General features: G+C 56.0%; 24 protein-coding genes. 3 read left to right on the top strand and 21 right to left on the bottom strand.

What is annotated here, in order from left to right; genetic code table 11:
• Nucleotide 1 precedes the first annotated feature (1 nt).
• Nucleotides 2-901, top strand: coding sequence for an oxygen-dependent coproporphyrinogen oxidase (gene hemF / locus HV237_RS07275; protein ID WP_047358219.1), 900 nt, complete (start codon nucleotides 2-4; stop codon nucleotides 899-901).
• 67 nt (nucleotides 902-968) lie between these two features.
• Here the strand turns inward: hemF and eutR are convergent, their stop codons facing one another.
• From eutR to maeB, 18 genes are all read right to left on the bottom strand, one after another.
• Nucleotides 969-2021 (bottom strand): HTH-type transcriptional regulator EutR, encoded by a 1053-nt coding sequence (eutR, locus tag HV237_RS07270; RefSeq protein ID WP_181541759.1) that lies wholly within the window; start codon nucleotides 2019-2021, stop codon nucleotides 969-971.
• A gap of 48 nt (nucleotides 2022-2069) precedes the next feature.
• Nucleotides 2070-2600 (bottom strand): ethanolamine utilization microcompartment protein EutK, encoded by a 531-nt coding sequence (gene eutK / locus HV237_RS07265; RefSeq protein ID WP_016157100.1) that lies wholly within the window; start codon nucleotides 2598-2600, stop codon nucleotides 2070-2072.
• An 11-nt stretch (nucleotides 2601-2611) separates the two neighbouring features.
• Nucleotides 2612-3271, bottom strand: coding sequence for an ethanolamine utilization microcompartment protein EutL (eutL, locus tag HV237_RS07260; RefSeq protein WP_016153946.1), 660 nt, complete (start codon nucleotides 3269-3271; stop codon nucleotides 2612-2614).
• 9 nt (nucleotides 3272-3280) lie between these two features.
• Nucleotides 3281-4177, bottom strand: a complete 897-nt coding sequence (gene eutC / locus HV237_RS07255; RefSeq protein ID WP_016153947.1) for an ethanolamine ammonia-lyase subunit EutC — start codon at nucleotides 4175-4177, stop codon at nucleotides 3281-3283.
• Between the two features lie 20 nt (nucleotides 4178-4197).
• Nucleotides 4198-5559 (bottom strand): ethanolamine ammonia-lyase subunit alpha, encoded by a 1362-nt coding sequence (eutB, locus tag HV237_RS07250; RefSeq protein ID WP_003038029.1) that lies wholly within the window; start codon nucleotides 5557-5559, stop codon nucleotides 4198-4200.
• An 11-nt stretch (nucleotides 5560-5570) separates the two neighbouring features.
• Nucleotides 5571-6974 (bottom strand): ethanolamine ammonia-lyase reactivating factor EutA, encoded by a 1404-nt coding sequence (eutA, locus tag HV237_RS07245; RefSeq protein WP_046275198.1) that lies wholly within the window; start codon nucleotides 6972-6974, stop codon nucleotides 5571-5573.
• Nucleotides 6971-8203: an ethanolamine utilization protein EutH gene (gene eutH, locus HV237_RS07240; RefSeq protein WP_016153950.1), complete on the bottom strand. Its 1233-nt coding sequence runs from the start codon at nucleotides 8201-8203 to the stop codon at nucleotides 6971-6973. The genes eutA and eutH overlap by 4 nt, the downstream gene beginning before the upstream one ends.
• 27 nt (nucleotides 8204-8230) lie before the next feature.
• Nucleotides 8231-9418 carry an ethanolamine utilization ethanol dehydrogenase EutG gene (gene eutG / locus HV237_RS07235; protein WP_016153951.1) on the bottom strand — a complete coding sequence of 396 codons (1188 nt, stop codon included), beginning with the start codon at nucleotides 9416-9418 and terminating at the stop codon, nucleotides 8231-8233.
• Nucleotides 9408-10247, bottom strand: coding sequence for an ethanolamine utilization protein EutJ (gene eutJ, locus HV237_RS07230; protein WP_016153952.1), 840 nt, complete (start codon nucleotides 10245-10247; stop codon nucleotides 9408-9410). Before eutJ ends, eutG begins: the two co-directional genes overlap by 11 nt.
• A 12-nt stretch (nucleotides 10248-10259) precedes the next feature.
• Nucleotides 10260-11663 carry an aldehyde dehydrogenase family protein gene (locus HV237_RS07225; RefSeq protein WP_016153953.1) on the bottom strand — a complete coding sequence of 468 codons (1404 nt, stop codon included), beginning with the start codon at nucleotides 11661-11663 and terminating at the stop codon, nucleotides 10260-10262.
• Nucleotides 11664-11674: 11 nt separating this feature from the next.
• Nucleotides 11675-11962 (bottom strand): ethanolamine utilization microcompartment protein EutN, encoded by a 288-nt coding sequence (eutN, locus tag HV237_RS07220; protein ID WP_016153954.1) that lies wholly within the window; start codon nucleotides 11960-11962, stop codon nucleotides 11675-11677.
• A gap of 114 nt (nucleotides 11963-12076) precedes the next feature.
• Entirely contained in the window at nucleotides 12077-12370 is a 294-nt protein-coding gene (gene eutM / locus HV237_RS07215) for an ethanolamine utilization microcompartment protein EutM (RefSeq protein WP_003835054.1), read from the bottom strand.
• Nucleotides 12371-12406: 36 nt separating this feature from the next.
• Nucleotides 12407-13423 carry a phosphate acetyltransferase gene (gene pta / locus HV237_RS07210; protein WP_016153955.1) on the bottom strand — a complete coding sequence of 339 codons (1017 nt, stop codon included), beginning with the start codon at nucleotides 13421-13423 and terminating at the stop codon, nucleotides 12407-12409.
• Nucleotides 13420-14223 carry an ethanolamine utilization cob(I)yrinic acid a,c-diamide adenosyltransferase EutT gene (gene eutT / locus HV237_RS07205; protein WP_047358220.1) on the bottom strand — a complete coding sequence of 268 codons (804 nt, stop codon included), beginning with the start codon at nucleotides 14221-14223 and terminating at the stop codon, nucleotides 13420-13422. Before eutT ends, pta begins: the two co-directional genes overlap by 4 nt.
• Before the next feature lie 9 nt (nucleotides 14224-14232).
• Nucleotides 14233-14937: an ethanolamine utilization acetate kinase EutQ gene (eutQ, locus tag HV237_RS07200; protein ID WP_047358221.1), complete on the bottom strand. Its 705-nt coding sequence runs from the start codon at nucleotides 14935-14937 to the stop codon at nucleotides 14233-14235.
• Nucleotides 14915-15394 (bottom strand): ethanolamine utilization acetate kinase EutP, encoded by a 480-nt coding sequence (gene eutP / locus HV237_RS07195; RefSeq protein WP_016153958.1) that lies wholly within the window; start codon nucleotides 15392-15394, stop codon nucleotides 14915-14917. Before eutP ends, eutQ begins: the two co-directional genes overlap by 23 nt.
• Before the next feature lie 12 nt (nucleotides 15395-15406).
• On the bottom strand, nucleotides 15407-15742 hold the full coding sequence (gene eutS / locus HV237_RS07190) for an ethanolamine utilization microcompartment protein EutS (RefSeq protein ID WP_003037995.1): 336 nt from the start codon (nucleotides 15740-15742) through the stop codon (nucleotides 15407-15409).
• A gap of 160 nt (nucleotides 15743-15902) precedes the next feature.
• Entirely contained in the window at nucleotides 15903-18182 is a 2280-nt protein-coding gene (gene maeB, locus HV237_RS07185; protein ID WP_016153959.1) for an NADP-dependent oxaloacetate-decarboxylating malate dehydrogenase, read from the bottom strand.
• A 280-nt stretch (nucleotides 18183-18462) separates the two neighbouring features.
• Between maeB and tkt the strand changes: the two genes are divergently transcribed.
• Nucleotides 18463-20457, top strand: coding sequence for a transketolase (tkt, locus tag HV237_RS07180; RefSeq protein WP_047358222.1), 1995 nt, complete (start codon nucleotides 18463-18465; stop codon nucleotides 20455-20457).
• Here tkt and HV237_RS07175 read toward each other — a convergent pair.
• The 3 genes from HV237_RS07175 to aegA all read right to left on the bottom strand — a co-directional run bounded on the left by HV237_RS07175 (nucleotide 20447) and on the right by aegA (nucleotide 24326).
• Nucleotides 20447-21490, bottom strand: a complete 1044-nt coding sequence (locus tag HV237_RS07175) for a DUF1176 domain-containing protein (RefSeq protein WP_047358261.1) — start codon at nucleotides 21488-21490, stop codon at nucleotides 20447-20449. The two genes, tkt and HV237_RS07175, sit on opposite strands and share 11 nt — an antisense overlap.
• A gap of 123 nt (nucleotides 21491-21613) precedes the next feature.
• Entirely contained in the window at nucleotides 21614-22189 is a 576-nt protein-coding gene (gene nudK, locus HV237_RS07170; RefSeq protein ID WP_016157107.1) for a GDP-mannose pyrophosphatase NudK, read from the bottom strand.
• 157 nt (nucleotides 22190-22346) lie between these two features.
• Entirely contained in the window at nucleotides 22347-24326 is a 1980-nt protein-coding gene (aegA, locus tag HV237_RS07165) for a formate-dependent uric acid utilization protein AegA (RefSeq protein WP_016157108.1), read from the bottom strand.
• 263 nt (nucleotides 24327-24589) lie between these two features.
• Here aegA and narQ point away from each other — a divergent pair, with 263 nt between their 5' ends.
• Nucleotides 24590-26287 (top strand): nitrate/nitrite two-component system sensor histidine kinase NarQ, encoded by a 1698-nt coding sequence (gene narQ / locus HV237_RS07160; protein ID WP_016157109.1) that lies wholly within the window; start codon nucleotides 24590-24592, stop codon nucleotides 26285-26287.
• Nucleotides 26288-26471: the final 184 nt, after the last annotated feature.

Genomic DNA, 26471 nt, shown 5'->3' with positions numbered 1-26471 from the left:
CATGAAGCCCGATGCACAGCGCGTAAAACAGTTCCTGCTCAGCCTGCAAGATGATATTTGCCAGCAGTTATCCGCCGTAGACGGCGCCGAGTTTGTTGAGGATAACTGGCAACGTGAAGCAGGCGGTGGCGGGCGCAGCCGGGTGCTGCGTAACGGCGGTATTTTCGAGCAAGCGGGCGTCAACTTCTCCCACGTTCACGGCGAGGCAATGCCGGCCTCGGCTACCGCCCATCGCCCCGAGCTTGCGGGACGCAGCTTTGAGGCCATGGGCGTCTCGCTGGTGGTACATCCGCAGAATCCCTACATTCCGACCAGTCATGCCAACGTGCGATTTTTTATCGCGGAAAAACCGGGCACTGACCCGGTCTGGTGGTTTGGCGGCGGCTTTGACTTAACGCCCTACTACGGCTTTGATGAGGATGCGGTTCACTGGCACCGCACGGCGCGAGATCTGTGCCAGCCGTTCGGCGAAGACGTTTATCCCCGTTACAAGAAGTGGTGCGATGACTACTTCTTCCTCAAGCATCGCAACGAACAGCGCGGCATTGGCGGGCTGTTTTTCGATGATTTGAATACGCCGGATTTCGACCACAGCTTCGCCTTTATGCAGGCGGTAGGTCAAGGCTATACCGAAGCGTATCTGCCCATCGTTGAGCGCCGCAAAGCAATGAGCTGGGACGAACGTGAACGCAATTTTCAGCTTTACCGTCGCGGACGCTATGTGGAATTTAACCTGGTGTGGGATCGCGGCACGTTATTCGGTCTGCAGACCGGCGGCCGTACGGAATCGATTCTGATGTCGATGCCGCCGCTGGTGCGCTGGGAGTATGACTGGCAGCCGGAAGCGAACAGCCCGGAAGCCGCCCTTAGCGCGTTTATTCAGGTTCGCGACTGGGTGTAACCCCAGACAATACCAGCCCCCAGGCCGGATAAAACGCATTTGCGTCACATCCGGCACATTCATCGCATCATGCCCACTGGCGCATGCGCTGATGCAGCGTCAATGAAGGTTTTTCCGCAAACAGCTGCTGGTAGTCAGTGGCAAACTGCCCTAAATGCCAGAACCCCCACTGCATGGCGGCGTCTTTCACCGTCGTACTCTGCGACCACGGGCTTATCAGCTCGCGACGTACGGCGTTCAGGCGAATGCGTTTTAACCAGGCATTCGGACCGATACCAAGGATCGCGTGAAAGGCGTTTTGCAACGTCCGGCGGCTGACGTGCAGTTGATTACACAGATCGAGCACAGTCAGCGGTTCTGACATATTTTCCAGCACATATTCCCGCGCACGCGACAGCAGGCGACGATAGCTCTGATGGCTGATGCTCTCAGCCGTGATAATCGGCTTCGCCTCCTCCAACATAGTGCCCATCGCCAGCAGCAGGTTATCGCCCAGCACTTTGCGTACCGCAGGTTGATGGAGGTTTTCCGGATTTTCGCTAAACGTCGCCAGCGCCTGCTGCACAAAGCCCCATAACGCGGCTTTGTGTTGTTCTTTAACTTCCAGCGCCGACTGGTTGCGCAGCATATGCAGCACTCTTTCCGGGTTATGCAGGAAGTTGGCCTGACGGGCAATCGCCTCTTCCGAAATGACGACACCCAGAATGGTGTAATCATCCGGCGTACTCAGTTCAAACTCTGTCCCGCCAGGGCGGGTGGCAATTTCAGCGCTCCCCAGACACTGGGTGCCAATAAATCCCTGTTCGCCGCGCGTGGCCGGAATACCAAACCAGAAAGAATTCGGCCAGACAAGACACGACTGGCGCAACGCCAGTCCGGTGTATTCACGGAACACCTGAATATCATCGAGCAGGATTTCCGTGAACTCGCCATGAAATTTTCCCGGATGTAACTGGTCGTAGATCTGCTGCCATGCGGTAATCGTCAGCGCATGCTCATACACATCCGTTGTTCGCCGCTGGTGAACGTTGTCCACCTCCACTTTCGGCGTAAGTTTAACGTCTTCGGGTAATGCTTCATGATAAAGATGGTGCAGGTTTGCAGTACGGTTCTTTTTCATGATCTTTTAAGCCGGAAGCTTCAACGAAGCCCCCGGCCCTCCGACAGGTTAATTTTTTAAGCGATAGCGACTACTGCGTTTACGCAACGCTCCGTCAGAAAAGAGCTGTTCCAGCGCCTTTCTGGCTTCATCAAGTGACCAGCCAAAGTGGGCAGCCACTTCCCCTGCCGTCATTCCTTGACGGACCGATGCCAACAGCGTCAGAAGTTGATCAGAGGATTCAGGCGTCAACGGGGCGTCCTGCGTCTTCTGCGTTTTTACATCTGTTTTCACTTCTGGCTTCTGTTCTGGTTTCTTCGGCTGGCGCTTAAAACCGCCGATCAGCCACTGGGTATCATCGTCCGGTCGGCCGATTTCCTTACGGCTGATAACACGGCCTGTACGCGCAGCAGCGGCGCTACCGGCATCCAGCGCTGCGCGGCACGCCGCCAGATCGCCTTCCACCACCAGCGTCAACCGGCCAGGATCGAGCACTTCGTGGCTAAGCAGGCGCACGTTCGCGGCTTTCAGCATGGCATCCGCCGCATCCACGGCAGCGACCATGCCATCCACTTCCAGTAATCCCAGTGCATTGATCATCACAACCTCTCTTACGCGCGCTGGATTGGGTTACGGGCAATATCCAGAACGGCATCGGCAAAGGCGTTACATGCAGCTTTACAAGCGGCCTGGCTACCGGTCATAAACGCAGCCGAATAGTTGGTTTCTGACGGCGGCGGAACGTAAGTCACCAGTTGTACATCGGCCGATTTCAGCGCAGCATCAATACCAAATGTCGCTTCCAGCGGCGGCGCCACCAGATACGCCATCGGATCGCCAAGCCGGCATCCTGCGGTCGCCGAGAGATACGAGCCGGTACGCGAAACCACATGCGCCAGGAAGGCGGTATCTTCTGCGTCATTCGCCCACTGAAACGCCGCGCCGCTTTCAATATTGGCTACCATCGCGTCCAGACCTGCGCGAACTTCTGCCGGGTTGGGTCCACCGAGCATAATCAGCACTTCACCCGAAGTTGGAGAGGGACTGTGCGCCGCGCCGGCATACAGCGAGCGGCCATAAACCACTTCCACCATTGCCTGTTTTGTCGCTTCGTCTGCGGCAATATACGCCACGTCATCAGAATCTGCTGTGATGAGTCCGAGGCTACGTATATGTGGCGGTAATTTAAGTTCACGGGCAAAACCGTCATTTACCGAGGCAATCACGCGCATTGCGGTGACTGAAGGTCTAATCAAATCTAATGCTGGCATGATGCCTCCTTAACGGGTCATATTGATGCCGGATGCTTTTTGCTCCAGCATGCGCTTGGCCAAATCCACAATGACCGCCGCCGCTTCAACCGGTGGCGTACCGCCCTGGTGAATGTTCGAGATACAGGTACGGTCAGCTTCAACGGTCGTCGCCACACGCGGCGAATAGACGGCGTAGCAAGAAAGGCTTTCCGACTGGCCCAGGCCCGGACGTTCCCCAACCAGCAGGATCACCGCTTTCGCGCCCAGCAGTTCGCCGATCTGATCTTCGATTTTCACGCGACCATAGCGAACAAAGAACGGCGTCCCGACCTTCAATCCGGCCTGTTTTAAGCCAGACAACAGCGGCGGCAGAATCTCTTCGTAGTTAGCGGTGATAGCGTCCGTAGACAGGCCATCAGAGATAATCACCTGCACATCCGGGTTCATTACACACTGTGATTTCAGCGCTTCAATGGCTTCCGCACTCAGACGGCGCCCCAGATCCGGACGCGTCAGATACAGGTTTTTGTCACTGATTTCCGAGCGCACTTCCAGCAGCCCCTGGGCTTTTACCCACTCTTCAGGCACTTCTTTCAATACCGTATCTTTCGAACGCGAGTGGTCGGCCAGGAAGCGCAGCAGCGCCTGGGTACGCGGACGTGGACCGGCTCGACCGGTACATACACGCGCCGCAGTGCTGCGACGCAGTTCAGTCAACACCTCTGCGCGGTGTGGATTCTCAACGCCAATCCACGCTTTAGCCTCGGCTGAGCCTAAATCCATCGCACAGCTTTCACCGGTCGGCGCGGCGCACTGGGTGGTGCTGCATTGCGCTTGTACTGCCGGCGCTTGAGCCTGCGGCTGCGACTCACCCATTGACGCCATCACGCTGCGTACAATTTCTTCAATCTGTTTTTGATCCATCGTGTGTCATCCCCGCGTCATCAGAAGAACAGTGACGGATCGCCCGCCCGTTTGGTCAGGCGACCGTTTGCCATAATGCCCATGGTTTCCAGCCAGCGTTCAAACTCCGGCGACGGACGCAGGTTCAGCAACTGGCGCACGGTCGCGGTGTCGTGGAAGGCGGTGGTCTGATAGTTGAGCATGATGTCGTCACCGAGCGGCATGCCCATGATGTAGTTGCAGCCAGCGGTGGCGAGCAGAATCATCAGGTTTTCGTTGAGGTTCTGGTCAGCATCAGCATGGTTGGTATAGCAGCAGTCGCAGCCCATTGAGATGCCGCTCAGCTTGCCCATAAAGTGATCTTCCAGACCCGCGCGAATAATCTGACGGTCGTTGTAGAGATACTCCGGCCCGATAAAGCCGACAACGGTGTTCACCAGGAACGGATCGTAGTGACGCGCCAGACCGTAGTTACGTGCTTCCATCGTCACCTGATCGGCGCCGAAGTTAGCGCCAGCAGAAAGCGCAGACCCTTGTCCGGTTTCGAAGTACAGGCAGTTTTCCCCGGCGATACGGTTAAACTCAGCGCCCACTGCACGCGCTTCATCCAGCATGGCCAGCTCAACGCCAAACTCTTTTAAGCCTTTCTCGCTGCCGCAGATACTCTGGAAAATCAGCCCACCCGGCGCGCCGCGACGAATGGCTTCGATCTGGGTAGTAACGTGCGCCAGGACGCAGCCCTGGGTCGGGATATTGAATTTGTCGATGACGCCGTACACGGTATCAAGTACGCGGCTTAAGTTTTCCACGTCATCGGTTACCGGGTTAACGCCAATCACCGCATCGCCCGCCCCGAAGGACAGCCCTTCGTAGATTTGTGCCGCAATACTCTGCACGTCATCACGGGTGTCGTTCGGCTGTAAACGACAGCTGAAGGTGCCCGGCAGACCAATGGTGGTGTTGGCCTTTTTGATCACCGGCATTTTCTTACCGCCGTAGATCAGGTCCGCGTTAGAGCAGATTTTTGCAACCGCTGCGACCACTTCCGACGTTAATCCTTTGCGCGTAAACGCAATGTCATCAACGGAGGTTTCATCGCTCAGCACGTACTCGCGCAGCTCGCTGATACTCCAGTTTTTGATGCGGTTATAGGCCGTTTCGTTGACGTCGTCCTGAATGAGACGCGTCACGCAGTCCTCTTCATAGGAAATCACCGGGTTGTTGCGGATATCCGCTACCGTCATTTCCGACAGCACCTGTTTGGCCGCCACTCGCTCTTGCGAACTGGTTGCAGCTACCCCTGCCAGCACATCCCCCGAACGCAGTTCGTTGGCTTTTGCCAGCACCTCTTTAACATCCTTAAACTGATAAACATTGCCGAACAATGTGGTCTTTAGTTTCATAAGTCGTTCCCTCAGGAAGGAAATGCGAGTGATTTCACCGTCACCGGCACAACCGATCCGCCAAAAAGAGGCGTACCAATGTCGATATAGTCCCCCGCCCGGACAACCACCTCATCGATGACTGCCAGCGGGTGTTGCTGTAACTGTGGGCGTAACAGCATGCCCAGGGCTTTACCAAAATCCTGCTCGGCTACCACCAGCAGGGGATGCGGATTCGGATGGCGCGCGACAAAGGCCAGTAGCGCATCAATAACCGTTAACAGCGCGGCGTAGCGCACCGGCAGTGAACCGGGCAGCGCCAGCACGTAAGCGTCTGTTTGCGGGTCCAGATCGAGCTGCATCAGCGCTTGTTGCCAGGCGGCCACCAAATCAGCCTCATCAACCGGAATCGCCACCGGCAGATTGCGCAGCGGAAGCGCCACACCTTCCAGCCAGATGGTGCTGCCCGAAAGCGACAGCGTATGCGCACCGGCGCCAATCACCGTGGCTCGCACGGTTTGCGCCGGGAACTGCACGTTCATCTCACGCAGGCGCGGATGTTCATGCAGCGCCGTCGCTAACAGCGGCCCAATATCGGAAAAACAGAATGGATCGGCAGGCTGGTTGCGGTAGCACTCACCCACCCCGCCGGACAACGTAATCACTTCCGGCTTCACACCCGTCGGCAACAGACTGGTTTGCATCAGCGCCTGCGCGAGCGGTGACAGCGTGCCGTCAATCACCTCAACGATCAGCGCCGCCATCCGTCGGGCCACCTGAACAAGCTGCGCTGCATTGAGGGTCCGGGCGTCGGTGCCAGGGCCAAATACGTCATCAACAATCATCTGTCCTGGCTGATGCGCATGCACCACCCGCCCCTGACCGTCCGTTTCCAGCAGTCGTCCGCCGACGTTCAGGCAGGCCGAACCGCTGACTTTTCCGGCATCGAACAGGACGTAGTTCGACGTCCCGCCACCGATGTCGATATTCAGTACGCGGCACAACTTCTGCTCTGACAGGGTTTGAGCCCCTGCGCCGTGACCGGCAATCACTGATTCCAGATGCGGACCGGCGCTGGCAACCACGAAGTCCCCCAGCGACTGAGAGAGCGTCATCACCGCAGGTCGCGCGTTGCGGGTTTTGGCACTTTCTCCGGTAATGATGATCGCGCCGGAATCGACGGTCTCAGGCGCAATTCCCGCCGCCTGATACTGGGCGAGGATCAGCGCCTTAAGTTCGGCCTCTTTCAACCCGCCCTGCTTATCAACGGGGGTAAAGAACACCGGGCTTTGCCAGCTAATTTCGCGTTTGATGAATTCGTAACGCGGCACCTGCGACACTGCCGCACGGTTGACCAGCTCAAGGCGCGAGAAGATGACCTGAGTGGTGGTGGTGCCGATATCGATACCGACGCTGAGTAGCTGGCGAGTATTCACGATTGCGCCTCCGGGTTGGTTTCTGCTGGTGCCGGAACATCTTCGTCTTTCGGTACCAACAGCATAGCCACACCAATCGCCGTCACGCCGCCAATCAGCTTGCCGACAATCATTGGGAAGATCATCGCGTTCATGTTGGCCGCGGCGAAACCTAAGTGGTCACCCAGAGCGAAGGCTGCGGAGACCGCAAAAGCGCAGTTGATCACTTTGCCGCGGGTATCCATATTCTTCATCATGCCGAACATTGGGATGTTGTTCGCCAGCGTCGCCACCATGCCCGCAGCCGCAATGTTATTGATTTTTAACAGGTTACCAACGCTCATCAGCGGCTTTTCAAACCAGCGGGTCAGCAGCAGTACCATTGGGTACGCACCCAGCAGCACGCAGGAGATAGAACCGATAACTTCGATGGCGCGCATCACTTCACCCGGCTTGTCACCCGGTGCCATGAAGATAGGATCAAGACCCGGAATCAGTTCCCAGCCGAGCAGGAATTTGATCACCGCTGCCGCCAGACCGATGGTGATCAGCGCCACCAGGAATTTCGCGAAGATCTGGAAGCCGTTGATCATTTTTTCCGGGATGAATTTCAGTCCCAGCGCCACCAGCACGGCAACGATCAGCACCGGGATCATGTTCATCAGGATCAGTGCGAAGGTGAACTCCACCGGCTGCCCGTTGATTTCGACACCGGAGTACATCGCGATCAAACCACCCGCAATACAGCCAATCGGAATGGTGACGATCCCAGCCAGCACGCCCAGCGCCAGATAACGACGGTCGGACGGCTCAATAATCCCCAGCGCAACCGGAATAGAGAAGACCAGCGTCGGCCCCATCATCGCCCCGAGGATCAGGCCGGAGTACAGCCACGCCGCAACGTCGCCGCCCGCCAGTTCCTTCGCCAGGAAGAAGCCGCCCATATCGCACGCCAGCAGCGTTCCGGCAAACATCGACGGGTTAGCACCCAACATTTCGTACAGTGGAATAATCACCGGCCCGAGCACATGCGCCAGTACCGGTGCCAGCGCGGTCATACCGACCATCGCCAGACCCAGCGCGCCCATCGCCATAAAACCTTCTTCAAACTGGCCGCCCGATCCCTCAATACTCTTCCCGAACTTACCGAGGAAGCGTGCCGAACCGCCGAACTGCGACAGGATCCTGTCCACGGCGGCAATCAGCATAAAGAACATCATGATGTACATGATGATTTCGTTAATTCCCATAACCTTCACTCCCTGTCATATGTGTATTTATTGTGCCGCCGCATACAACGCGATAATGTCGGCCTGCGTGGCGGTGCGTGGGTTACTGCGAATACAAATATCCTCCAGCGCGGCGTGAGCCCATGCGCTGTAATGCTCGGGCTTCGCCCCAACGTCAGAGAGTCGTTTGGTCTGGCCCACTTCGCTAATCAGCTCGCTGACGGCGTTGATGGCATCGCGATCGTCCGACTTCTTGTTGGTTAGCGCCCGTCCGATATGGCTGAAACGCTCACGACACACCATGCGGTTGAAACCCATTACTGTGGGCAGCAGCATGGCGTTAGCCTGTCCATGTGGGATGTGCAGCGTCGCACCCGGCTGGTGCGCCATCGCGTGACACAGGCCCAGCCCCGCGCTGGAAAACGCCATCCCGGCCATACAGGAAGCCAGTAGCATGCTTTCTCGCGCCGCCAGATCCTGACCATAGCCAACGGCCTTCGGCAGCGATTTACCTATCATCGCAATCGCGCCAATCGCCAGACTGTCGGTAAACGGCGTCGCGTTCAGAGCGCTATACGCTTCAACGGCGTGCGTCAGCGCATCGATCCCGGTCATCGCCGTTACGTGTGCGGGCACACCTTCCGTCAGCGCGGCGTCAAGAATCGCCACATCCGGCATCAGGGTTGCGTGGGCCAGCACTTTTTTAAGCCCGGTCGCGGCGTCGATAATCACCGTGACATTAGTGGTTTCTGAACCCGTTCCGGCGGTAGTCGGTACGGCAATCAGCGGCAGACGCGGGCGTAACGCGCTGCTCTCATCCATGTCTGCCAGCGTCTGGGTAGGATTGGTCACCAGCAACGCCACAGCCTTTGCGGCATCCAATACGGAACCGCCACCAAAGGCCACTACGCCATCGCACTTCGATTCACGCAGTTGCGCGACCGCCGCGCAGACGTCCGTAATGCACGGTTCGCCCACCGGACATGGCCACAGCGTCATCGCCACGCCTTTCATCGCCAGGCTGCGTTCCAGTGCGGCGGTCATCCCCGCCTGGTGCAGGAAACTGTCGACCATGACGAACATATGCGTCAGGCCGCGCGTTTGTGCTTCCTGTCCGCAGGTACTGAGCGCTCCCAGTCCACACAACGTAACCGGTGGAACGCTAAACGTTTTTACGCGTTGCAGATTCAGGGTATCGAATGCCTGAAAGAGCGCGGTCTGCAATTCAGCTTGCATAGATTCCTTCCGCTTTTTCTTTTCCGCTATTTGCAATCGCCAGCGGGGTCATAAACAGGCTGTGCTGGGGTAAATGCACCTGCAGTTCCGGGAAACGCTTACGAAACAGTTCATCAACGCCCGGCTGCATACAGGAACCACCGGCCAGCCATAAATCAGCCACGCCCTGTCCGGCAATATGGTGAGCCACAATTTCCGCCATTTTTTCGTAGACCGGCTTAACCACCGGCCAAATTTCTTTACCGTTGCTGCGTTTGTACTGCTCCGCCTCTTCCAACTGGATGCGACGGTTCCCGGCAAGCGTCAGAGAAATGTGGTGCCCGCCGGTCGCTTCATCGGCGGAGTAAGTCACCTTGCCTCGCTTCACAATCGCAATCCCGGTGGTACCGCCACCGATATCCACCACGCCAGCGTTATCAAGCTGCAACAGGTCTGCCACCGCGGTCGGTTCGTCGAGCACATGACTGACTTCAAGCCCGGCAGATTCCAGCACGTTGATCGAGATCCGTGGGTCAGTTCCCGGTGGAAACGAGGTTGCCGCGTGGGTAAAGCGGCAACCCAACTGTTGTTCGAGCGTATCGAGATGGCGACGAACGATGGTCACCGCACCGAAGAAATCCCAGACGATGCCATCGCGCACGACGTCGGCCCAGTCCAGGCAAACTGCAACCGGCTGTCCGTCACTGTCGACAACCATCGACACCACATCACACGTCCCCAAATCCACGCCCAGCCACAGCGGTGAATCGCTCTTTACGGGCGTCTGGTTACATAGCGTTGCCGCTTTTAGTAATCTGGGTGTCAGCCAACGTTGTTCGTCGTGCGCCATGTCGTTCACTCCTTATACAATTCTGAAGGCGTCCACCAACACACAGCGACGCAGACGCACAAATGTGCGTGCGCTGGTCACCCCTTCCCCGGTTGGCGTGGTAATGGTCATCGTGGTCCAGCCTTCGCCGCCGAGTCCAAGACCGGCAATGCACGGTCCGTTCTTAACGAAAATGCTGGTATCAATGGCGTTTGCCATGCGGTTCATGTTGTCGATATTGCGCGAGTGCATCGCCGCCGTATGGTGACAACCGCCCTCAAGCTTGACCGCCAGTTCAATGGCCTCATCGACGTTGGCGACCCGCACGACCGGCAGAACCGGCATCATCAGTTCGGTTACGGCAAACGGGTGAGTCGCAGAGGTTTCGACGAACAACAGCCGGGTTTGCTCCGGTACGTTCAGACCAATCGCCGCAGCGATTTTTCCTGCGTCGCGGCCTACCCAGTCACGACTGACCGTGCCTTTACCGCGTTCATCGACATTTTTAAGCAGCACCGGTTGCAGCTGTTCGGCCTGAGCCGTGGTCAGCTTGACTGCATGCTGGCTTTCCATCAGACGCATCAGCTCATCAGCGACGCTATCGACCACGATCAGCACTTTTTCGTCGGCGCAGATAATGTTGTTGTCAAACGAAGCGCCTTTGACGATCGACTGGGCTGCGCGTGCCAGATCAGCCGTTTCATCAACCACCACCGGCGGATTTCCCGCACCGGCGGCAATCAGACGTTTGTTGGTGTGCTTACGCGCGGCATCCACTACGGCTTCACCGCCGGTCACCACCAGCAGGCCGATGCCTGGGTACTTAAACAGACGCTGGGCGGTTTCAATATCCGGATTGGCCACGGTAACCAGCAGGTTTGCCGGTCCGCCTGCAGCAACTACCGCCTGGTTAAGCAGAGTGATAGCGCGCTGAGACACGCCCTTGGCAGCCGGATGCGGTGCGAAGACCACGCTGTTGCCAGCCGCAATCAGGCTGATGGCGTTGTTAATAACGGTCGCAGCCGGGTTGGTGGACGGTGTCACCGAGGCCACCACACCCCACGGCGCGTTTTCAATCAGCGTCAGGCCGTTATCACCGGTCAGAACCTGTGGAGACAGGCATTCCACGCCCGGCGTGGCGCGTGCCTGCGCCACATTTTTGGCAAATTTATCTTCAACGCGTCCCATGCCGGTTTCTGTGACGGCAAGTTCCGCTAATTCTCGGGCATGTTTTTCGCCCGCCTCACGTAGAGCCGTGATAGCCAGTTGGCGCATGGCAACGCTTTTCAGCCCTTGCTGGGCCAGTTTTGCTGCCGCCACTGCGTCATCCAGGGAGGCAAAAACGCCCATTTCTTGAACGGCACTGACGGGTTGGCTGCTGTCTTTCATTTTCAGCAGTACCGCTTTCACGACCTGTTCAATATCCTGTTGATTCATTATTTTCTGCCTTATTTATGGAAGATCACCTGACCACCTGCCACCACTTCATCAACAATGCCAATCACGCACAGATCGACAGGTGATGATTCGTTACGGTGCGCCTGACGGGCTGAGCTTCCGCTGACCAGCAGCACCCACTCTCCGGTTCCCGCCCCAATGCTGTCGATAGCAACAGCACATTGCCCGTCGGGATTTCCGCAGGCATCAATCATTTCCACCATCAGCAACTTGTCGTGCGCGAGCCCCTGATGGCGTACGGTACAAACAATTTGTCCTGTGACGATTGCCAGTTTCATACGCGCCTCCGTGGCATATTTCAGGTAAAACCTCCCCCTACCCTCCGCAGAAGGTAATGTGAAAAGGAGAGAGGGTGACGCCAGCAATGAAGTCTGTGGCGTCACATGGACGACTTACATGTCGTTGCTGTCGCCTTTAAAGCTGATCGGGAACACTTCTTCCAGATCGCCATGCGGACGCGGGATTACGTGTACGGAAACCAGCTCACCAATACGCTGTGCAGCAGCAGCACCAGCATCCGTTGCGGCTTTACATGCCGCTACGTCGCCACGGACCATTGCAGTAACCAGACCGCCGCCGATCTGCTTCACGCCGACCAGTTTCACGCGTGCCGCTTTAACCATTGCGTCAGAAGCCTCAATCAGTGCAACCAGGCCCCGGGTTTCAATCATTCCTAATGCTTCCATTGTGTTTTCCTCTCATTAAGGGGTCCAGAACGGGACCTAAACAACCAGTGTGTGTGAGGCGTTTTCACGACTCATGTCAGTCTGACGCGGCACTGCTGCCACCAACGCCAGTTCGATAATTTCCTGTACGCTACAGCCGCGAGAGAGGTCATGAAGCGGTGCGGCAAGCCCTTGGATCAACGGACCTACGGCACGATACCCTCCCAGACGCTGGGCGATTTTGTAGCCAATATTGCCTGCCTCCAGCGATGGGAAGACCATCACATTGGCATTGCCCTTTAACGGACTGGCGGGCGCTTTTTGCGCGGCGACATCCGGAACAAAGGCGGCATCAAATTGCAGTTCCCCATCCACGGTAAGCTGCGGGGCACGCTCACGAACGATCTCCGTAGCCTGCTGCACGTTAGCGACGTTAGGATGACGAGCGCTGCCTTGACTTGAAAACGACAGCATGGCCACGCGCGGTTCTTCACCGGTGATCGCCTGCCATGTCTGCGCGCTGGCAATCGCAATATCCGCCAGCTGTGCGGCTGTAGGCTGCGGCACGACGCTGCAATCGGCAAACCCTAATGCCGGCCCGAGGTACTGCGGCAGCATCAGGAAAATTGACGACAGCGTTTTACAGCCAGGCTGTAGCCCAATAATGCGTAACCCAGCACGCAGCACGTTTGCTGTCGACGACAAATTGCCCGCAATACAGACGTCAGCTTTACCCGCGCTAACCATAGCGGCGGCGAACATCAGCGGATCGTTGAGTTTTTCCAGCGCATCTGCAGGCGTTTTATCTCCCGCGCGGGCCAGCCAGCGCAGCGCAAACTCTTCACGCATGGACTGGTTGCTTTGCGGGTCGATAACCTGAATGCCATCCATCGCCACCCGATGGCTGAGGGCAAACTGGCGCAGCGCAAACGGACTGGCGACGAGAACAGGATGTGCCAGACCGTGCTGATGCAGGTAATTTGCCGCTTTCAACACCCGAACATCCAGCGCATCCGGGAACACCACCCGTGCAGGTGAGCGCTGGGCGAGTTGACGAGCACGTTCAATGATCATTTCTTCTCCCCCAGTCGCTGTTGAATTTGGCTAACCGTCAGTGGATGCTTCGCTACGCTCAGTATCATCATCACGTAGACCGTACTGGAAAGGCGATTGAGCGCCTGCATGATGTCCGGTCGCATCACGTCAAAACTACGGGTGATGAATACCTGGGCCGCCACCGTCTCCGTTTCACGGACTTTGGTACGCAGCAGATTAAGCAACGCGCAATCACGGCCATGACTGGCTTCAGGCACCAGATGGTCGTGGTCCAGATAGCGCAGCGGCTGATGCGAAAGCCGGTGTAAATCTTCGTCGCTTAACCCGACGATAGCTTGTGCTGCCAGCGGCTCGTCGATAGCGTCGGCGCGCATAATGTTGCCCAGACGCGAACGGATATCCGCCAGCCACGGCTGCCACGGTTCCGCCAGCTCTATCTGCAACCACACGGCCAGGGCGATGGTGCTGTCCAGCGCGGCGCGAAATCCCAGGCGCGGGTCACTTTTAGCGACCATCTTGTCCGCTGTCAGATGCGTCAGCGTGTCTGCTTTCTTCACCACCGGTTGATGACACAGTTCGCAACTGGCCTGTGGATGCGTATCGCTGCTGGTTAAACCATGCACCTGCTGCGGCTGCTGTTCTTCGTCATCAATAAACAGGCTGCCCTGCTCGTCGATATACTTAATGCGCAGATGTCGGCTTTCCAGTAATTCCCGGGCAGATGGCGTCAGGCGAGCATCAGCGGGGAGATGAATTTCAGCCCCTTCGCTGAGCGTATGATTCGCTCTGAGCCATGCTTCGGTAATGAAATCCTTCATACATCCGCCTTAGCAGGACTGCCAGTTCGCAGGCCAGGCCACATACAGAAATTTCACCGTCGATGGCGTACCAAATTCGATGCTGGAGCCTTTCGGGATAAACATCACGTCCCCGGCTTTAGCAATCATGGTTTCGCCTTCGTGGCGAACGTGCAGCTCGCCTTCCAGAATCATGTCGATTTCGTCGTAGTTCAGCGTCCATGGGAAAAAAGCGTTATCCCACTGCATGAACCCGGCGGCCATGCTGCTACCGTCCTGGTCGGTCACCAGATCGGTTAAACCCACGCAGTGCGGCTGTGCGCCGTCAAAACGACCAAACTTCACGCTGCTGCCGTCGATGACTTTGACGCCGCCTTTGCCGGTCACCGAGTTAAAGCTCGGCTGCATTCCGCCCTGCTCCAGCGACTGTTTCTCCTTCATGACTTTGTCCATCAGTTGGGCGACCAGGCTTTCGGTAAACTGCCCTTCCGGTAACTGCGCAATGATGGTTTCGCGAATGCGCTGGCTTTCCGTTTTGCCATCATCCACCGCAGCCGGTGCGACAGCAGCAGCGGTTGGCACGGATTCATCGCATTCACTGATGGTGACGCCCAGCAGCTCCGCAACTTCGCGCGCCTCCGGGGTGATGATGCTGGCGCGCAGAACAACCGACATTTCCTGTTCGCCGCGTGCGTGGGCCGCACGAATATCGTTAGCTGTGATGAGTTTTTTCACCTGCCCTTTCCTCCTTTTGGCTGAGCTCAGTCAGATAATCCACCAGGTGCTGCACGCTGCGCGGGTCATGGCTGTTGAGTTCGAAAATCGGCTCCTGGAACCCTATCCCGCGAAGTAGTTGTCGCGTTGCGGCGACGTCGGCATCCGGCATGTCCGTTTTGCTGATAACGGCGATTTGTCGTTTACTGGCGCCGATATCCAACAGCCCGGCAGGTAAGCGACTTTCTTTATCATTTGCCGCGTGTATATAAATCAACGTATCAACATCCTGCAGCGTAGTAATTAAGGCGTGATACCAGCGCGGATGGCTAAAATATTCTCCTGGCGTGTCGATATCGCCATTTTCATTAAACTCCACGGCCTGTGTTTTTCTGGCGAGGGAATAATTTCCCTGTAGCGCATTAAAGAGCGTTGTTTTCCCCGCCCCCACCGTACCGACAAACGCAATACGTTTCATCGCCGCCTCTGGTTAACTTTTTGTCAGGTTGCACAAAGTGAAATTTAATAACCGACCCAGACCGCTTACCGTCTGTAATAACGCTTCTTCTACCGCGCCTACCGAGCCGTAGATGACCAGCGCACCGCTGAATCGATCGAGAAAGCCGATATGTACATCTGCCGCCTTCATCGCTAAGTCACCGGCAATCATCGCGGTTTCGCCTGGCGTCAGCGTCATGATGCCGATGGCGCCCGCTTCGGGAACGCCGATCTTTTTCGCCAGTTCCTCACCAGGGTGCGCAATGAGATGCGCCAGCGTAACCTGTTTCCCCGGCACAAATTCCTGAATAATGCGTTCTTTTTCCATTGCTCACCGCCTCCGCTAAAACTGCCCTCATCGTGGCAATTTTTTGTCAGAGTAAATAACAAAATTCGGCAACCATGTTTAAAAGGTGAAGTGGATCACTAAGAAAGGGGAAATAAAAAGGCGCGGGAGAAACCCGCGCCGGAAATAAATTAAAGTGAAATTACAGCGGTTGAGTTTGGGCTTCTACGACCGCCAGCGCCACCATATTAACGATACGACGAACAGATGCGATTGGCGTTAATACGTGAACCGGTTTCGCAACCCCCATCAGCACCGGGCCGACCGTTACGCCTTCAGAGCTGGAAACGCGTAGTAAGTTGTAACTAATACGGGCAGCTTCCATATTCGGCATCACCAGAATATTCGCTGAGCCTTTCAGCGGACTGTCCGGCATGCGGTCATGACGGATGCTTTCCACCAACGCGGCATCGCCGTGCATTTCGCCATCAATCATCAACTCTGGCGCACGCGCCTTAATCAGCTCCAGCGCTTCGCGCATTTTGCTGGCCGACGGACAGTTAGATGAACCAAAGTTGGAGTGCGACAGCAGCGCTACCTTCGGTTCGATACCAAAGCGACGCACAGTTTCTGCCGCCATCACGGCGATTTCCGCCAGTTGCTCCGGCGTAGGATCGTCGTTAACGTAGGTATCGGCGATAAAGGTGTTACCGCTTGGCAGCAGCAAGGCGTTCATCGCCCCGGCAGTATGCACGCCATCGCGATGACCAAACACCTCTTTCACCACGCTGAAGTGCTCATGGTAGTCGCCTATCGTACCGCAGATCATCGCATCCGCTTCGCCGCGCTGCACCATGATCGCGCCGATCACCGTGGTGTTGGCAATTACCGCACGCTGCGCCTGCTCCTGGGTAATACCACGACGTTTCATAATCTGGTAGTACTCGCTCCAGTACTCTTTAAAGCGCGGATCTGACTCATTGTTGACGATCTCAAAATCGACGCCCGCTTTGATCTGCAGACCCAGTTTCTGGATACGCATTTCGATAACGCTCGGACGACCGATCAGGATCGGTTTCGCCAGACCTAAAGTGATCAGCTCCTGCGTGGCATGCAGTACACGCGCCTCTTCCCCTTCAGTCAGCACCACGCGCTTCGGCGCTTTGCGTGCCAGGGAGAAAATCGGCTTCATGAACAGGTTGGTTTTGTAGACGAATTCGGTCAGCTTATCGATGTAAGCGTCAAAGTCGGCAATCGGACGCGTTGCCACACCGGAATCCATCGCCGCCTTCGCCACCGCAGGGGCGATTTTGACGATCAGACGCGGGTCGAACGGTTTCGGAATAATGTATTCCGGCCCGAAGCTCAGGTCCTGGTCGCCATAGGCGGAGGCCACCACTTCGCTCTGCTCGGCGTGCGCCAGCTCAGCAATGGCGTGTACCGCAGCCAGTTTCATCTCTTCGTTGATGGCAGTAGCGCCGACGTCCAGCGCGCCGCGGAAGATGAACGGGAAGCACAGAACGTTGTTAACCTGGTTCGGGTAGTCGGAACGGCCGGTGCAAATGATGGCGTCAGAACGCACCTCTTTCGCCAGCGGCGGCAGGATTTCCGGTTCCGGGTTGGCGAGGGCCAGGATCATTGGCGCACGCGCCATCTTCTTAACCATTTCCTGCGTCAGCACTTTCGGACCCGAGCAACCGAGGAAAATATCCGCGCCGTCAATGACATCATCCAGCGTACGCTTACCGTCATCCACCACTGCGTAAGCCGCTTTGGTTTCCGCCATGTTTGGTTCACGATCTTTGTAAATCACCCCTTTGGAGTCGCAGACCACAATGTTGTGTTTCTGCATACCCAGCGCCACCAGCAGGTTCATACAGGCAATCGCCGCCGCACCTGCACCGGACACCACCATGCGCACATCAGAGATATTTTTCTCAACCACCCGCAGACCGTTAAGGATTGCGGCAGTACTGATGATTGCCGTGCCGTGCTGGTCATCATGGAATACCGGAATATTCATGCGCTCACGGAGTTTTTGCTCAATGTAGAAGCACTCCGGCGCTTTGATATCTTCGAGGTTAATGCCGCCAAACGTTGGTTCAAGCGCCGCTACCACGTTGATAAATTTATCCGGATCGAGTTCATCAACTTCGATGTCGAACACGTCAATCCCGGCGAATTTCTTAAACAGAACGCCTTTACCTTCCATCACTGGTTTACCGGCCAGCGCGCCAATATTACCCAGGCCCAGAACCGCAGTACCGTTGGAAATAACCGCAACCAGGTTGCCGCGTGCGGTGTATTTGTAGGCTGCCAGCGGGTCCTTTTCAATTTCAAGACACGGTGCAGCCACGCCCGGCGAGTAGGCCAACGCGAGGTCGCGCTGGGTTGCCAGAGGCTTGGTCGGAGAAACCTGGATTTTACCGGGTACCGGAAATTCGTGGAAATCGAGGGCGCTTTGTTTTAACTGGTCATCCATCTTGTTGTTCCTTTCACGTATCTATCAAAAAAGTGGCGCGGGTAACCATTCTACTGAGCCGCACATTATCACCTCAGTCAACGGCACAAACTTTGAAGGTCCCCATACTCTCACCATTCAAAGAAAGAATTTGTTATCAATTTATAACATCTATGTTACCTGCTTAAGCCAGCAATACCATGCTTGTCTGCTATGCTTTTTGCTGACAACGCCCGCAATTATCTCAAAAGTGTGAATCACAACACGCATCTAACACTTTACTTTTCAAGGAGTATTTCCTATGACCCGTAAAGAGCTTGCCAATGCCATTCGTGCGCTAAGTATGGATGCCGTCCAAAAAGCTAACTCTGGCCACCCTGGCGCACCAATGGGGATGGCTGATATCGCCGAAGTACTGTGGAACGATTTCCTGCGCCATAACCCGTCCGATCCCACCTGGTACGATCGTGACCGGTTTATTTTGTCCAATGGCCACGCCTCAATGCTGCTTTACAGCCTGTTGCATCTTTCCGGCTACAACCTGCCGCTCGAAGAGTTAAAGAACTTCCGCCAGCTCCATTCGAAGACGCCAGGACACCCGGAAATTGGCTATACGCCGGGCGTGGATACCACCACCGGACCGTTGGGTCAGGGTTTAGCCAACGCTGTTGGAATGGCGATTGCAGAACGCACGCTGGCGGCGCAGTTTAACCAGCCAGACCACGAGATTGTTAATCACTATACCTGGGTCTTTATGGGCGACGGCTGTCTGATGGAGGGCATTTCTCACGAAGTGTGCTCGCTGGCGGGCACCCTGGGACTTGGCAAACTCATCGGCTTTTACGATCACAACGGCATCTCAATTGATGGCGAAACCGACGGCTGGTTTACCGACGATACCGCGAAACGCTTTGAGGCCTATCACTGGCATGTGGTGCACGAGATTGACGGTCATGACCCTGAGGCGGTGAAAAAAGCAATTCAGGAAGCACAGGCCGTTACCGATAAACCGTCGCTGATTATCTGCCGCACGGTGATTGGTTTTGGTTCACCGAATAAAGCCGGGAAAGAAGAAGCGCACGGCGCGGCGCTGGGTGAAGAAGAAGTGGCGCTGACCCGGCAGAAGTTGGGGTGGCATCATCCTGCCTTTGAAATCCCCAAAGAGATTTACCGGGCGTGGGACGCTCGTGAAAAAGGCGAGAAAGCCCAACAGAGCTGGAATGAGAAATTCGCCGCTTATCGACATGCGCATCCGGACCTGGCGGCAGAGTTTACCCGCAGGATGAGCGGTGGACTGCCGGAAGAGTGGGAAGAAACGACCCAGAAATATATCACCGAGCTGCAGGCCAATCCGGCCAAAATCGCCACCCGTAAGGCCTCGCAAAATACCCTGAACGCTTACGGGCCGATACTGCCTGAGCTGCTTGGCGGTTCGGCGGATCTGGCGCCCAGCAACCTGACCATCTGGAAAGGCTCCACTTCTCTTAAAGAGGATCATGCAGGAAACTACATCCACTACGGCGTGCGGGAATTTGGCATGACCGCGATTGCCAACGGTATCGCTCACCACGGGGGTTTCGTACCGTACACTGCAACATTCCTGATGTTTGTCGAATATGCCCGTAATGCCGCACGCATGGCGGCGCTGATGAAAGCCCGACAAATCATGGTTTATACCCACGACTCGATTGGCCTTGGGGAAGATGGTCCCACGCACCAGGCCGTCGAACAGCTCGCCAGCCTGCGTCTGACGCCTAATTTCAGCACCTGGCGACCCTGCGATCAGGTTGAAGCGGCGGTAGGCTGGAAGCTGGCGGTCGAACGCCATGACGGGCCAACGGCGCTGATCCTCTCGCGGCAAAATCTGGCGCAGGTTGAGCGGACGCCTGAGCAAGTGCAGCAGATTGCCCGCGGCGGCTATGTGCTGAAGGATGGTGGTGGTAAGCCGGATGTTATTCTGATTGCTACCGGTTCAGAAATGGAAATCACGCTGCTGGCGGCGGAAAAACTGACCGGTGAAGGTCGTAACGTGCGGGTGGTTTCTCTGCCCTCAACCGATATCTTCGACGCCCAGGATGAGGCGTATCGGGAATCGGTCCTCCCCTCAAACGTCAGCGCGCGCGTGGCGGTAGAAGCAGGAATTGCCGACTACTGGTACAAATATGTTGGGCTGAAAGGGGCGATTGTCGGTATGACGGGTTATGGGGAGTCGGCTCCGGCAGACAAGCTGTTCCCGTTCTTCGGCTTTACGGTGGATAACATTGTCGACAAAGCGCATAAGGTGCTTAACGTGTGATCCACAGCGTGGGCCAGGCATCTGGCCCATGCCAGTTATCGCAGCTTGGCTCTTGGGCATAGCGCACCAGACGAAAACGCTGGCCGTCGTAGCGCCAGCGAGTCTGGATACCGCAATCTGCCAACCCTCGTCCTTTAGCGAGGGTTACCAGCTCGCGCGACTTCTCATCAAACGTGGCGTTGGTCAGCTCCATATCGCGACTTTCCGCATCCGTTTTAAAAGGCAGGCTTAGCCGTACCGCCCGTGACGTCAACGGGGTAGTACGTGAAACCACCCACGCCAGATCGATGGTGTTATATGCCCCGGCTTCACAGCCGATCATCAGCAGCGCTTTATCATCCGTTAAGGCCGTGACGCGCATCTCGCGACGCAGCGGATCGATCGAACAGCGAATACCGTTGATCCGCCAGTTACCGTAATCCAGCAATTCACTGCGCTCTTGTTGCGTGAGAGGCGTTGGCGTTGGGTTAATCACAGCCACGCCTTTTAAAGCAGGAGCGGGAGGTACGCTGAGCGGAGGCTCGTCGCCTTTTTCAATCCATGCGGTTTCGCTGCCGACCCGTTTTTGCTGGGCGTCGATAAAAAGCAGCGCGGCTTTTAGCCCGACCAGGGACAGGTTTTGCGTCCCTTTTTGCAGGGTTATCGCCTTCGCGTCCTGTACGGTTGTTAAAAATGCGCTGATGGTGGCCGGATCATCGGTCATCAGCTGCCAGGGGGTAATACGCCAGTGTTCACCGCGAAGCGGGAGCGCTGAGCCATCCAGTAGCAGACGTGGCGCAATATCGCTCTCTTTGGCTGTGGGCGATTCCAGCCCACCCAGTTCAATACGCAACACGGCGTCGGTATGTGCCCCGGCACTGCGGCTCAAGGTCATGACCAGGCCGTGATGTTCTCCGGTATTGCGCGCCACGCAAAAGTTTTGGTTATTGCACGTCACCTGCCAGTCAGAAAACGTCTGTTGCGCGGGCGCGGCCCACAGCAAACGGACGGGTAACAACCCGAGCAGGAAAAGTAAAATAACGCGATAGCGCATGGACGGTACAACCCCGAAGTCAAAACACACAGCCTAAGCGGTATCTTCCTTGCGCGACTGATGTGGCTCAATAAGAATCGTCGGATTGGCCGAAAATTTGTAAAGAAATATAAATCCCGCGCATTAGTCCATGAGATGCGACGACTGCAAATAGTTCAGCAATAGCACCGTCTTACCGTCACGGATTTCACCTGTTTTAATCATTTCCAGCGCCTGGGTGAACGGCAGCTCCAGAACCTCAATATCTTCATCTTCCACCCCTCCGCCGGCATTTGCCCGCTGGCTGTCGCTGTATTGCGCAATAAAGAAATGAATTATCTCCGTCACGCCGCCCGGCGACATATAGAGTTCAAACAGCTTACGCACTTCACCCACTTCAAAGCCGGTCTCTTCAATGGCCTCTTTCCGAATGCACGCTTCCGGTTCGTCGTTATCCAGCAGCCCGGCGCAGGTTTCAATCAGTTGACCGCTTTCATTACCATTGACCCAGGTGGCGACGCGAAACTGGCGGATGAGCACCACCGTTTTCTTCTCCGGGTTATACAGCAGGATAGTGGCGCCGTTGCCGCGATCGTAAACCTCGCGTTTGTGACGAATCACCTCTCCATTGCTACGGGTCAGGTCATAGGTGATATTGCGCAGGATGAAGTAGTTATCGGAAAGGACTTTATCTTTGATGAGGGTAATTTTTTGCGACATACCGGCTCCACAGCAAGAAGTGAGAAATAATACTACGCCGTGAAACCGGGTTTGTCTTGGTGCAATGTCGGCCTGATAAGCGAAGCGCCATCAGGCAATTATGCGGCACAGAGCCGGATAGCAATGCTAACGCGCCTTATCCGGCCTTCTTAGCGACTTAATGAGATTTGACTGATTTTACGCCCAGCCAGTCGACGATCCCCTGGGCGGCATGCCGTCCTTCCGCCATGGCCGTAACCACCAGATCCGCACCGCGTACCGCATCACCACCGGCGAAGATTTTCGGGTTACTGGTTTGATAACGGTATGCGCTTTCAACATTGGCGGCAATGCGCCCCCAGTTATCGACCTTAACCCCATGCGTCTCCAGCCACGGCATGCCATGTGGGTGAAAACCAAACGCCATGATCACCGCATCTGCGGGCATGACAAACTCACTCCCGGCGAGGGGAACCGGGCGACGACGCCCCTGCGCGTCCGGCTCGCCAAGCTGGGTACGTAAAAAACGCACGCCGCTGACTCGCCCATCATCATGTAACACCAGCTCAACCGGCTGGACGTTAAACTCGAAGTTAGCCCCCTCTTCCCGGGCGTTCTTCACCTCTTTTTTCGAACCGGGCATGTTGGCTTCATCACGACGATAAGCGCAGGTCACCTGGCGTGCGCCATGACGCAGCGCGGTACGCACGCAGTCCATTGCCGTATCGCCTCCGCCCAGTACAACCACGTTCAGTCCGGCGGTGTCGATGAACGGCTCTTCAGGCAGTTCATCCAGCCCCATCACCTGCTTGGTGTTGGCAATCAGGAACGGTAACGCGTCATAAACGCCAGGCGCGTCTTCATTCGGCAGATCCGCCTTCATGGAACGATAGGTTCCTACGCCCACGAACACGGCATCGTAATCCTCCAGCAGCGCCGACAGCGCCACATCCTTACCCACTTCACAGTTAAGTTCGAAATGAATACCCATGGCGCTGAAGATTTCACGGCGGCGGGCCAGCAGCGATTTGTCCAGCTTGAAGGCCGGAATGCCGAACGTCAGCAAACCGCCGATTTCAGGGTGGCGATCGTATACGGTGGCGCTGACTCCGCTGCGCGCCAGCACATCCGCGCAGGCCAGACCCGCCGGACCCGCGCCGATGATAGCAACGCGCTTATCCACTTTCTGCACGTGGCTTAAGTCCGGTCGCCATCCTTTGCTCAGGGCCCGATCAGAGATGTAACGCTCAATATTTCCGATAGTGACCGCCCCATGCTCGCTACGCACCGTACATGCCCCTTCGCAAAGTCGGTCCTGCGGACATACGCGCCCGGTCACTTCCGGCAGGCAGTTGGTCTGGTGAGAAAGCTCAACCGCCGCATCGATATTCCCGGCTTTGACCAGTTCAATCCACTGCGGAATATGGTTATGCAATGGGCAGGTCCATTCGCAAATACTGTGGTCGCCGCATTTCAGGCAGCGGGATGCTTCCCGTTCCGCCTGCGCCGTACGAAACGGCAGATAGATCTCCTCAAAGCTGGTTTTACGGGCCTCAATTGCCAGCTTATCCGGCTCACCACGCGCAGGCGTCGCCTGCATTTGCTCACGTTTGGTAATTTTATGCGAAACGAAATCGGTGGCGTTGGCATGCCAGGGCTGACTTTCCAGACTGGCGGTGCGTAGCCTGCGCGCTTTTGACAGACCAGTAAGCGAATTTTCCGTCACCAGTTGTAACGCTTGCGCCGGACAGTTCTCTACGCAGGCGGGTCCCTGTTCGCGTCCCTGACACAAATCGCATTTGTGCGCAGTGGCTTTCACCTTCCCTTTAGCGACAGGAGTGAGTACGATCTGCATCGTGCCGAAAGGACAAGCAACGACGCACGATTTACAGCCAATACACTTTTTCGGGTTCACCTGAACGCTGTCGTTATCATGGCTGATTGCCCCGTTCGGGCAACTTCTGGCGCAGGGCGCATCTTCACAGTGATGGCAGGTTACCGCACTGCGCTGCTGCTGATGCTTGATGACGGTAATTCGGGGCTGGAAATGCCGTTGACTCAGGACATGCTGCTCGCCATTGTGAGCCATGACGCAGGCGACCTCACAGGCATGGCATCCCAGGCACTGCTGGCTATTAACCATAATAAAACGATTCATGGCTTCCTTCTTTTTTGGTTGCAAAAACCTTATTCTTTATATGAGTGTTGTTATTAACCGACACGGAAGGAAGCGGCAATGTTCATTTGCCCAGGAAGCACAACTATTTATCCAGAACCTGTGGCAGATCAATTTATTTCACCGCATATGAAATTGTGTTTCAGTTACCATCCAGTTTCATGGCGTTTTATTAACATTTATCAAATACACCGCATCGTTCGGGCTGTTTTAAGGCGCGACGTGTATTGTGTGAGGATGCACAAGTGACGGTAAAGCGTCCGGTCTCGGCCAGTCTGGCTAAAGCTTTTTTCTACATAGTGCTGTTGTCGATTCTCTCAACGGGTATTGCGCTGCTCACGCTGACCAGCAGCTTACGAGATGCCGAAGCCATCAACGTGGCTGGCTCATTGCGCATGCAAAGTTACCGTCTGGGTTACGATCTGCAAAGCCAAAGTCCGCAGCTTAACGCTCACCGCCAGCTTTTCCAGCAGGCGCTAAATTCGCCAGCACTACAGAACCTGAACGCGTGGTACGTGCCTCAAGCGGTAAAAAGTCGCTATGGACGTCTACATGCAAACTGGCTGGAAATGAACGCCCGTCTGATCGATGGCGATTTAAATTGGTACCAGAGCAATATCAATAACTATGTCGATCAAATCGATCTCTTCGTGCTGGCGCTGCAACATTATGCCGAACGCAAAGTGATGCTGGTTTTTGGTATTTCACTGGCGGGCGGGATCGGCATTTTCACCCTCGTTTTCTTTACCTTGCGGCGTATTCGCCAGCAGGTGGTGCGTCCGCTGAATAAGCTGGTGGTGGCCAGCCAGCACATTGAACACGGTCAGTTTGACATCCCGTCGCTGGATACTGATTTGCCCAACGAACTCGGGTTGTTGGGCAAGACCTTCAGCCAGATGTCGAGTGAATTACACAAGCTGTACCGCTCGCTGGAAGCGTCTGTCGCTGAGAAGACCCACGATCTCCACGAAGCTAATCGTCGTCTGGAAGTGTTGTATCAGTGCTCTCAGGCGTTAAATACCAGTCAGATTGATGTGTACTGCTTCCGCCATATTTTACAGATCGTCCGCGAGCATGACGCCGCCTATTTCCTGGAACTCACCGTCGGAGATAACTGGCGAATTAGCGAAGGCGCAAAAAGCCCCGAGCTGCCGATGCAGATCCTGCCGGTCACCATGCAGGAAACCGTCTACGGTGAACTGCACTGGCAAAGCCCGAACGTCAATGCTTCTACCCCTCTGCTCAACAGCGTCTCCTCGATGCTGGGTCGCGGGTTGTACTTCAACCAGGCGCAAAAACATTTTCAGCAGCTGTTGTTAATGGAGGAACGGGCGACGATTGCGCGCGAGCTGCACGACTCGCTGGCGCAAGTGCTCTCTTATTTACGCATTCAGCTCACGCTGCTGAAGCGTTCGATTCCCGAAGATAACGCCCCAGCGCAAAGCATTATGGCGGATTTTTCTCAGGCGCTGAACGACGCCTACCGCCAGCTACGCGAACTGCTCACCACCTTCCGCCTGACTTTACAGCAGGCCGATCTCCCCTCCGCCCTGCATGAAATGCTGGAAACGCTGCAAAATCAGACCTCGGCTAAACTGACGCTTGATTGCCGGTTACCAACCCTGGCGCTGGACGCGCAAATGCAGGTGCATCTGCTGCAGATCGTCCGTGAAGCGGTGCTGAACGCGATTAAACATGCCAGTGCAACCGAAATTGCCGTCAGTTGCGTGACCGCGCCGGATGGTAATCACACGGTTTATATTCGCGATAACGGCATCGGCATTGGCGAGCCGCATGAGCCTTCGGGGCACTATGGGTTAAATATTATGCGCGAGCGGGCGGAAAGGCTGAGCGGCACGCTGACTTTCTCTCAACCCTCCGGAGGGGGAACGCTGGTGAGCATCAGTTTTCGTTCGGCAGAATCCGACGGTGAGCTAACGTAAAGAACCGCAAAGCGCCGTCGGTTCTCGATCCAGGCCTGACGGCGTTGGCGCGAAAGGTATGCTGTAAACGGGCATGATAATTTACATTATCTTCTTTTTTTCTCCACGTTTGCCCCGTACCTTGCCGCTAAAGTGAAGCAATTCACACCCATAACGATACGCAGAAACACGAGGTCCCCTTTTA

Source organism: Citrobacter sp. RHBSTW-00570 (assembly GCF_013739755.1).
In the GTDB taxonomy this organism is placed as follows: domain Bacteria; phylum Pseudomonadota; class Gammaproteobacteria; order Enterobacterales; family Enterobacteriaceae; genus Citrobacter; species Citrobacter braakii.
This window is presented reverse-complemented; position numbering and strand designations above follow the sequence as displayed.

Excerpts from the sequence above, each read along its gene's own strand:
- hemF (WP_047358219.1), top strand. The coding sequence starts at position 2 with ATGAAGCCCGATGCACAGCGCGTAAAACAGTTCCTGCTCAGCCTGCAA.
- nudK (WP_016157107.1), bottom strand. The coding sequence starts at position 22,189 with ATGTCGCAAAAAATTACCCTCATCAAAGATAAAGTCCTTTCCGATAAC.
- maeB (WP_016153959.1), bottom strand. The coding sequence starts at position 18,182 with ATGGATGACCAGTTAAAACAAAGCGCCCTCGATTTCCACGAATTTCCG.
- tkt (WP_047358222.1), top strand. The coding sequence starts at position 18,463 with ATGACCCGTAAAGAGCTTGCCAATGCCATTCGTGCGCTAAGTATGGAT.
- eutS (WP_003037995.1), bottom strand. The coding sequence starts at position 15,742 with ATGGAAAAAGAACGCATTATTCAGGAATTTGTGCCGGGGAAACAGGTT.
- aegA (WP_016157108.1), bottom strand. The coding sequence starts at position 24,326 with ATGAATCGTTTTATTATGGTTAATAGCCAGCAGTGCCTGGGATGCCAT.
- eutK (WP_016157100.1), bottom strand. The coding sequence starts at position 2,600 with ATGATCAATGCACTGGGATTACTGGAAGTGGATGGCATGGTCGCTGCC.
- pta (WP_016153955.1), bottom strand. The coding sequence starts at position 13,423 with ATGATCATTGAACGTGCTCGTCAACTCGCCCAGCGCTCACCTGCACGG.
- HV237_RS07175 (WP_047358261.1), bottom strand. The coding sequence starts at position 21,490 with ATGCGCTATCGCGTTATTTTACTTTTCCTGCTCGGGTTGTTACCCGTC.
- eutP (WP_016153958.1), bottom strand. The coding sequence starts at position 15,394 with ATGAAACGTATTGCGTTTGTCGGTACGGTGGGGGCGGGGAAAACAACG.
- eutT (WP_047358220.1), bottom strand. The coding sequence starts at position 14,223 with ATGAAGGATTTCATTACCGAAGCATGGCTCAGAGCGAATCATACGCTC.
- eutM (WP_003835054.1), bottom strand. The coding sequence starts at position 12,370 with ATGGAAGCATTAGGAATGATTGAAACCCGGGGCCTGGTTGCACTGATT.
- eutB (WP_003038029.1), bottom strand. The coding sequence starts at position 5,559 with ATGAAACTAAAGACCACATTGTTCGGCAATGTTTATCAGTTTAAGGAT.
- eutN (WP_016153954.1), bottom strand. The coding sequence starts at position 11,962 with ATGAAACTGGCAATCGTCACAGGACAAATTGTTTGTACCGTACGCCAT.
- eutG (WP_016153951.1), bottom strand. The coding sequence starts at position 9,418 with ATGCAAGCTGAATTGCAGACCGCGCTCTTTCAGGCATTCGATACCCTG.
- eutL (WP_016153946.1), bottom strand. The coding sequence starts at position 3,271 with ATGCCAGCATTAGATTTGATTAGACCTTCAGTCACCGCAATGCGCGTG.
- HV237_RS07225 (WP_016153953.1), bottom strand. The coding sequence starts at position 11,663 with ATGAATCAACAGGATATTGAACAGGTCGTGAAAGCGGTACTGCTGAAA.
- eutJ (WP_016153952.1), bottom strand. The coding sequence starts at position 10,247 with ATGGCGCACGACGAACAACGTTGGCTGACACCCAGATTACTAAAAGCG.
- eutR (WP_181541759.1), bottom strand. The coding sequence starts at position 2,021 with ATGAAAAAGAACCGTACTGCAAACCTGCACCATCTTTATCATGAAGCA.
- eutH (WP_016153950.1), bottom strand. The coding sequence starts at position 8,203 with ATGGGAATTAACGAAATCATCATGTACATCATGATGTTCTTTATGCTG.
- eutC (WP_016153947.1), bottom strand. The coding sequence starts at position 4,177 with ATGGATCAAAAACAGATTGAAGAAATTGTACGCAGCGTGATGGCGTCA.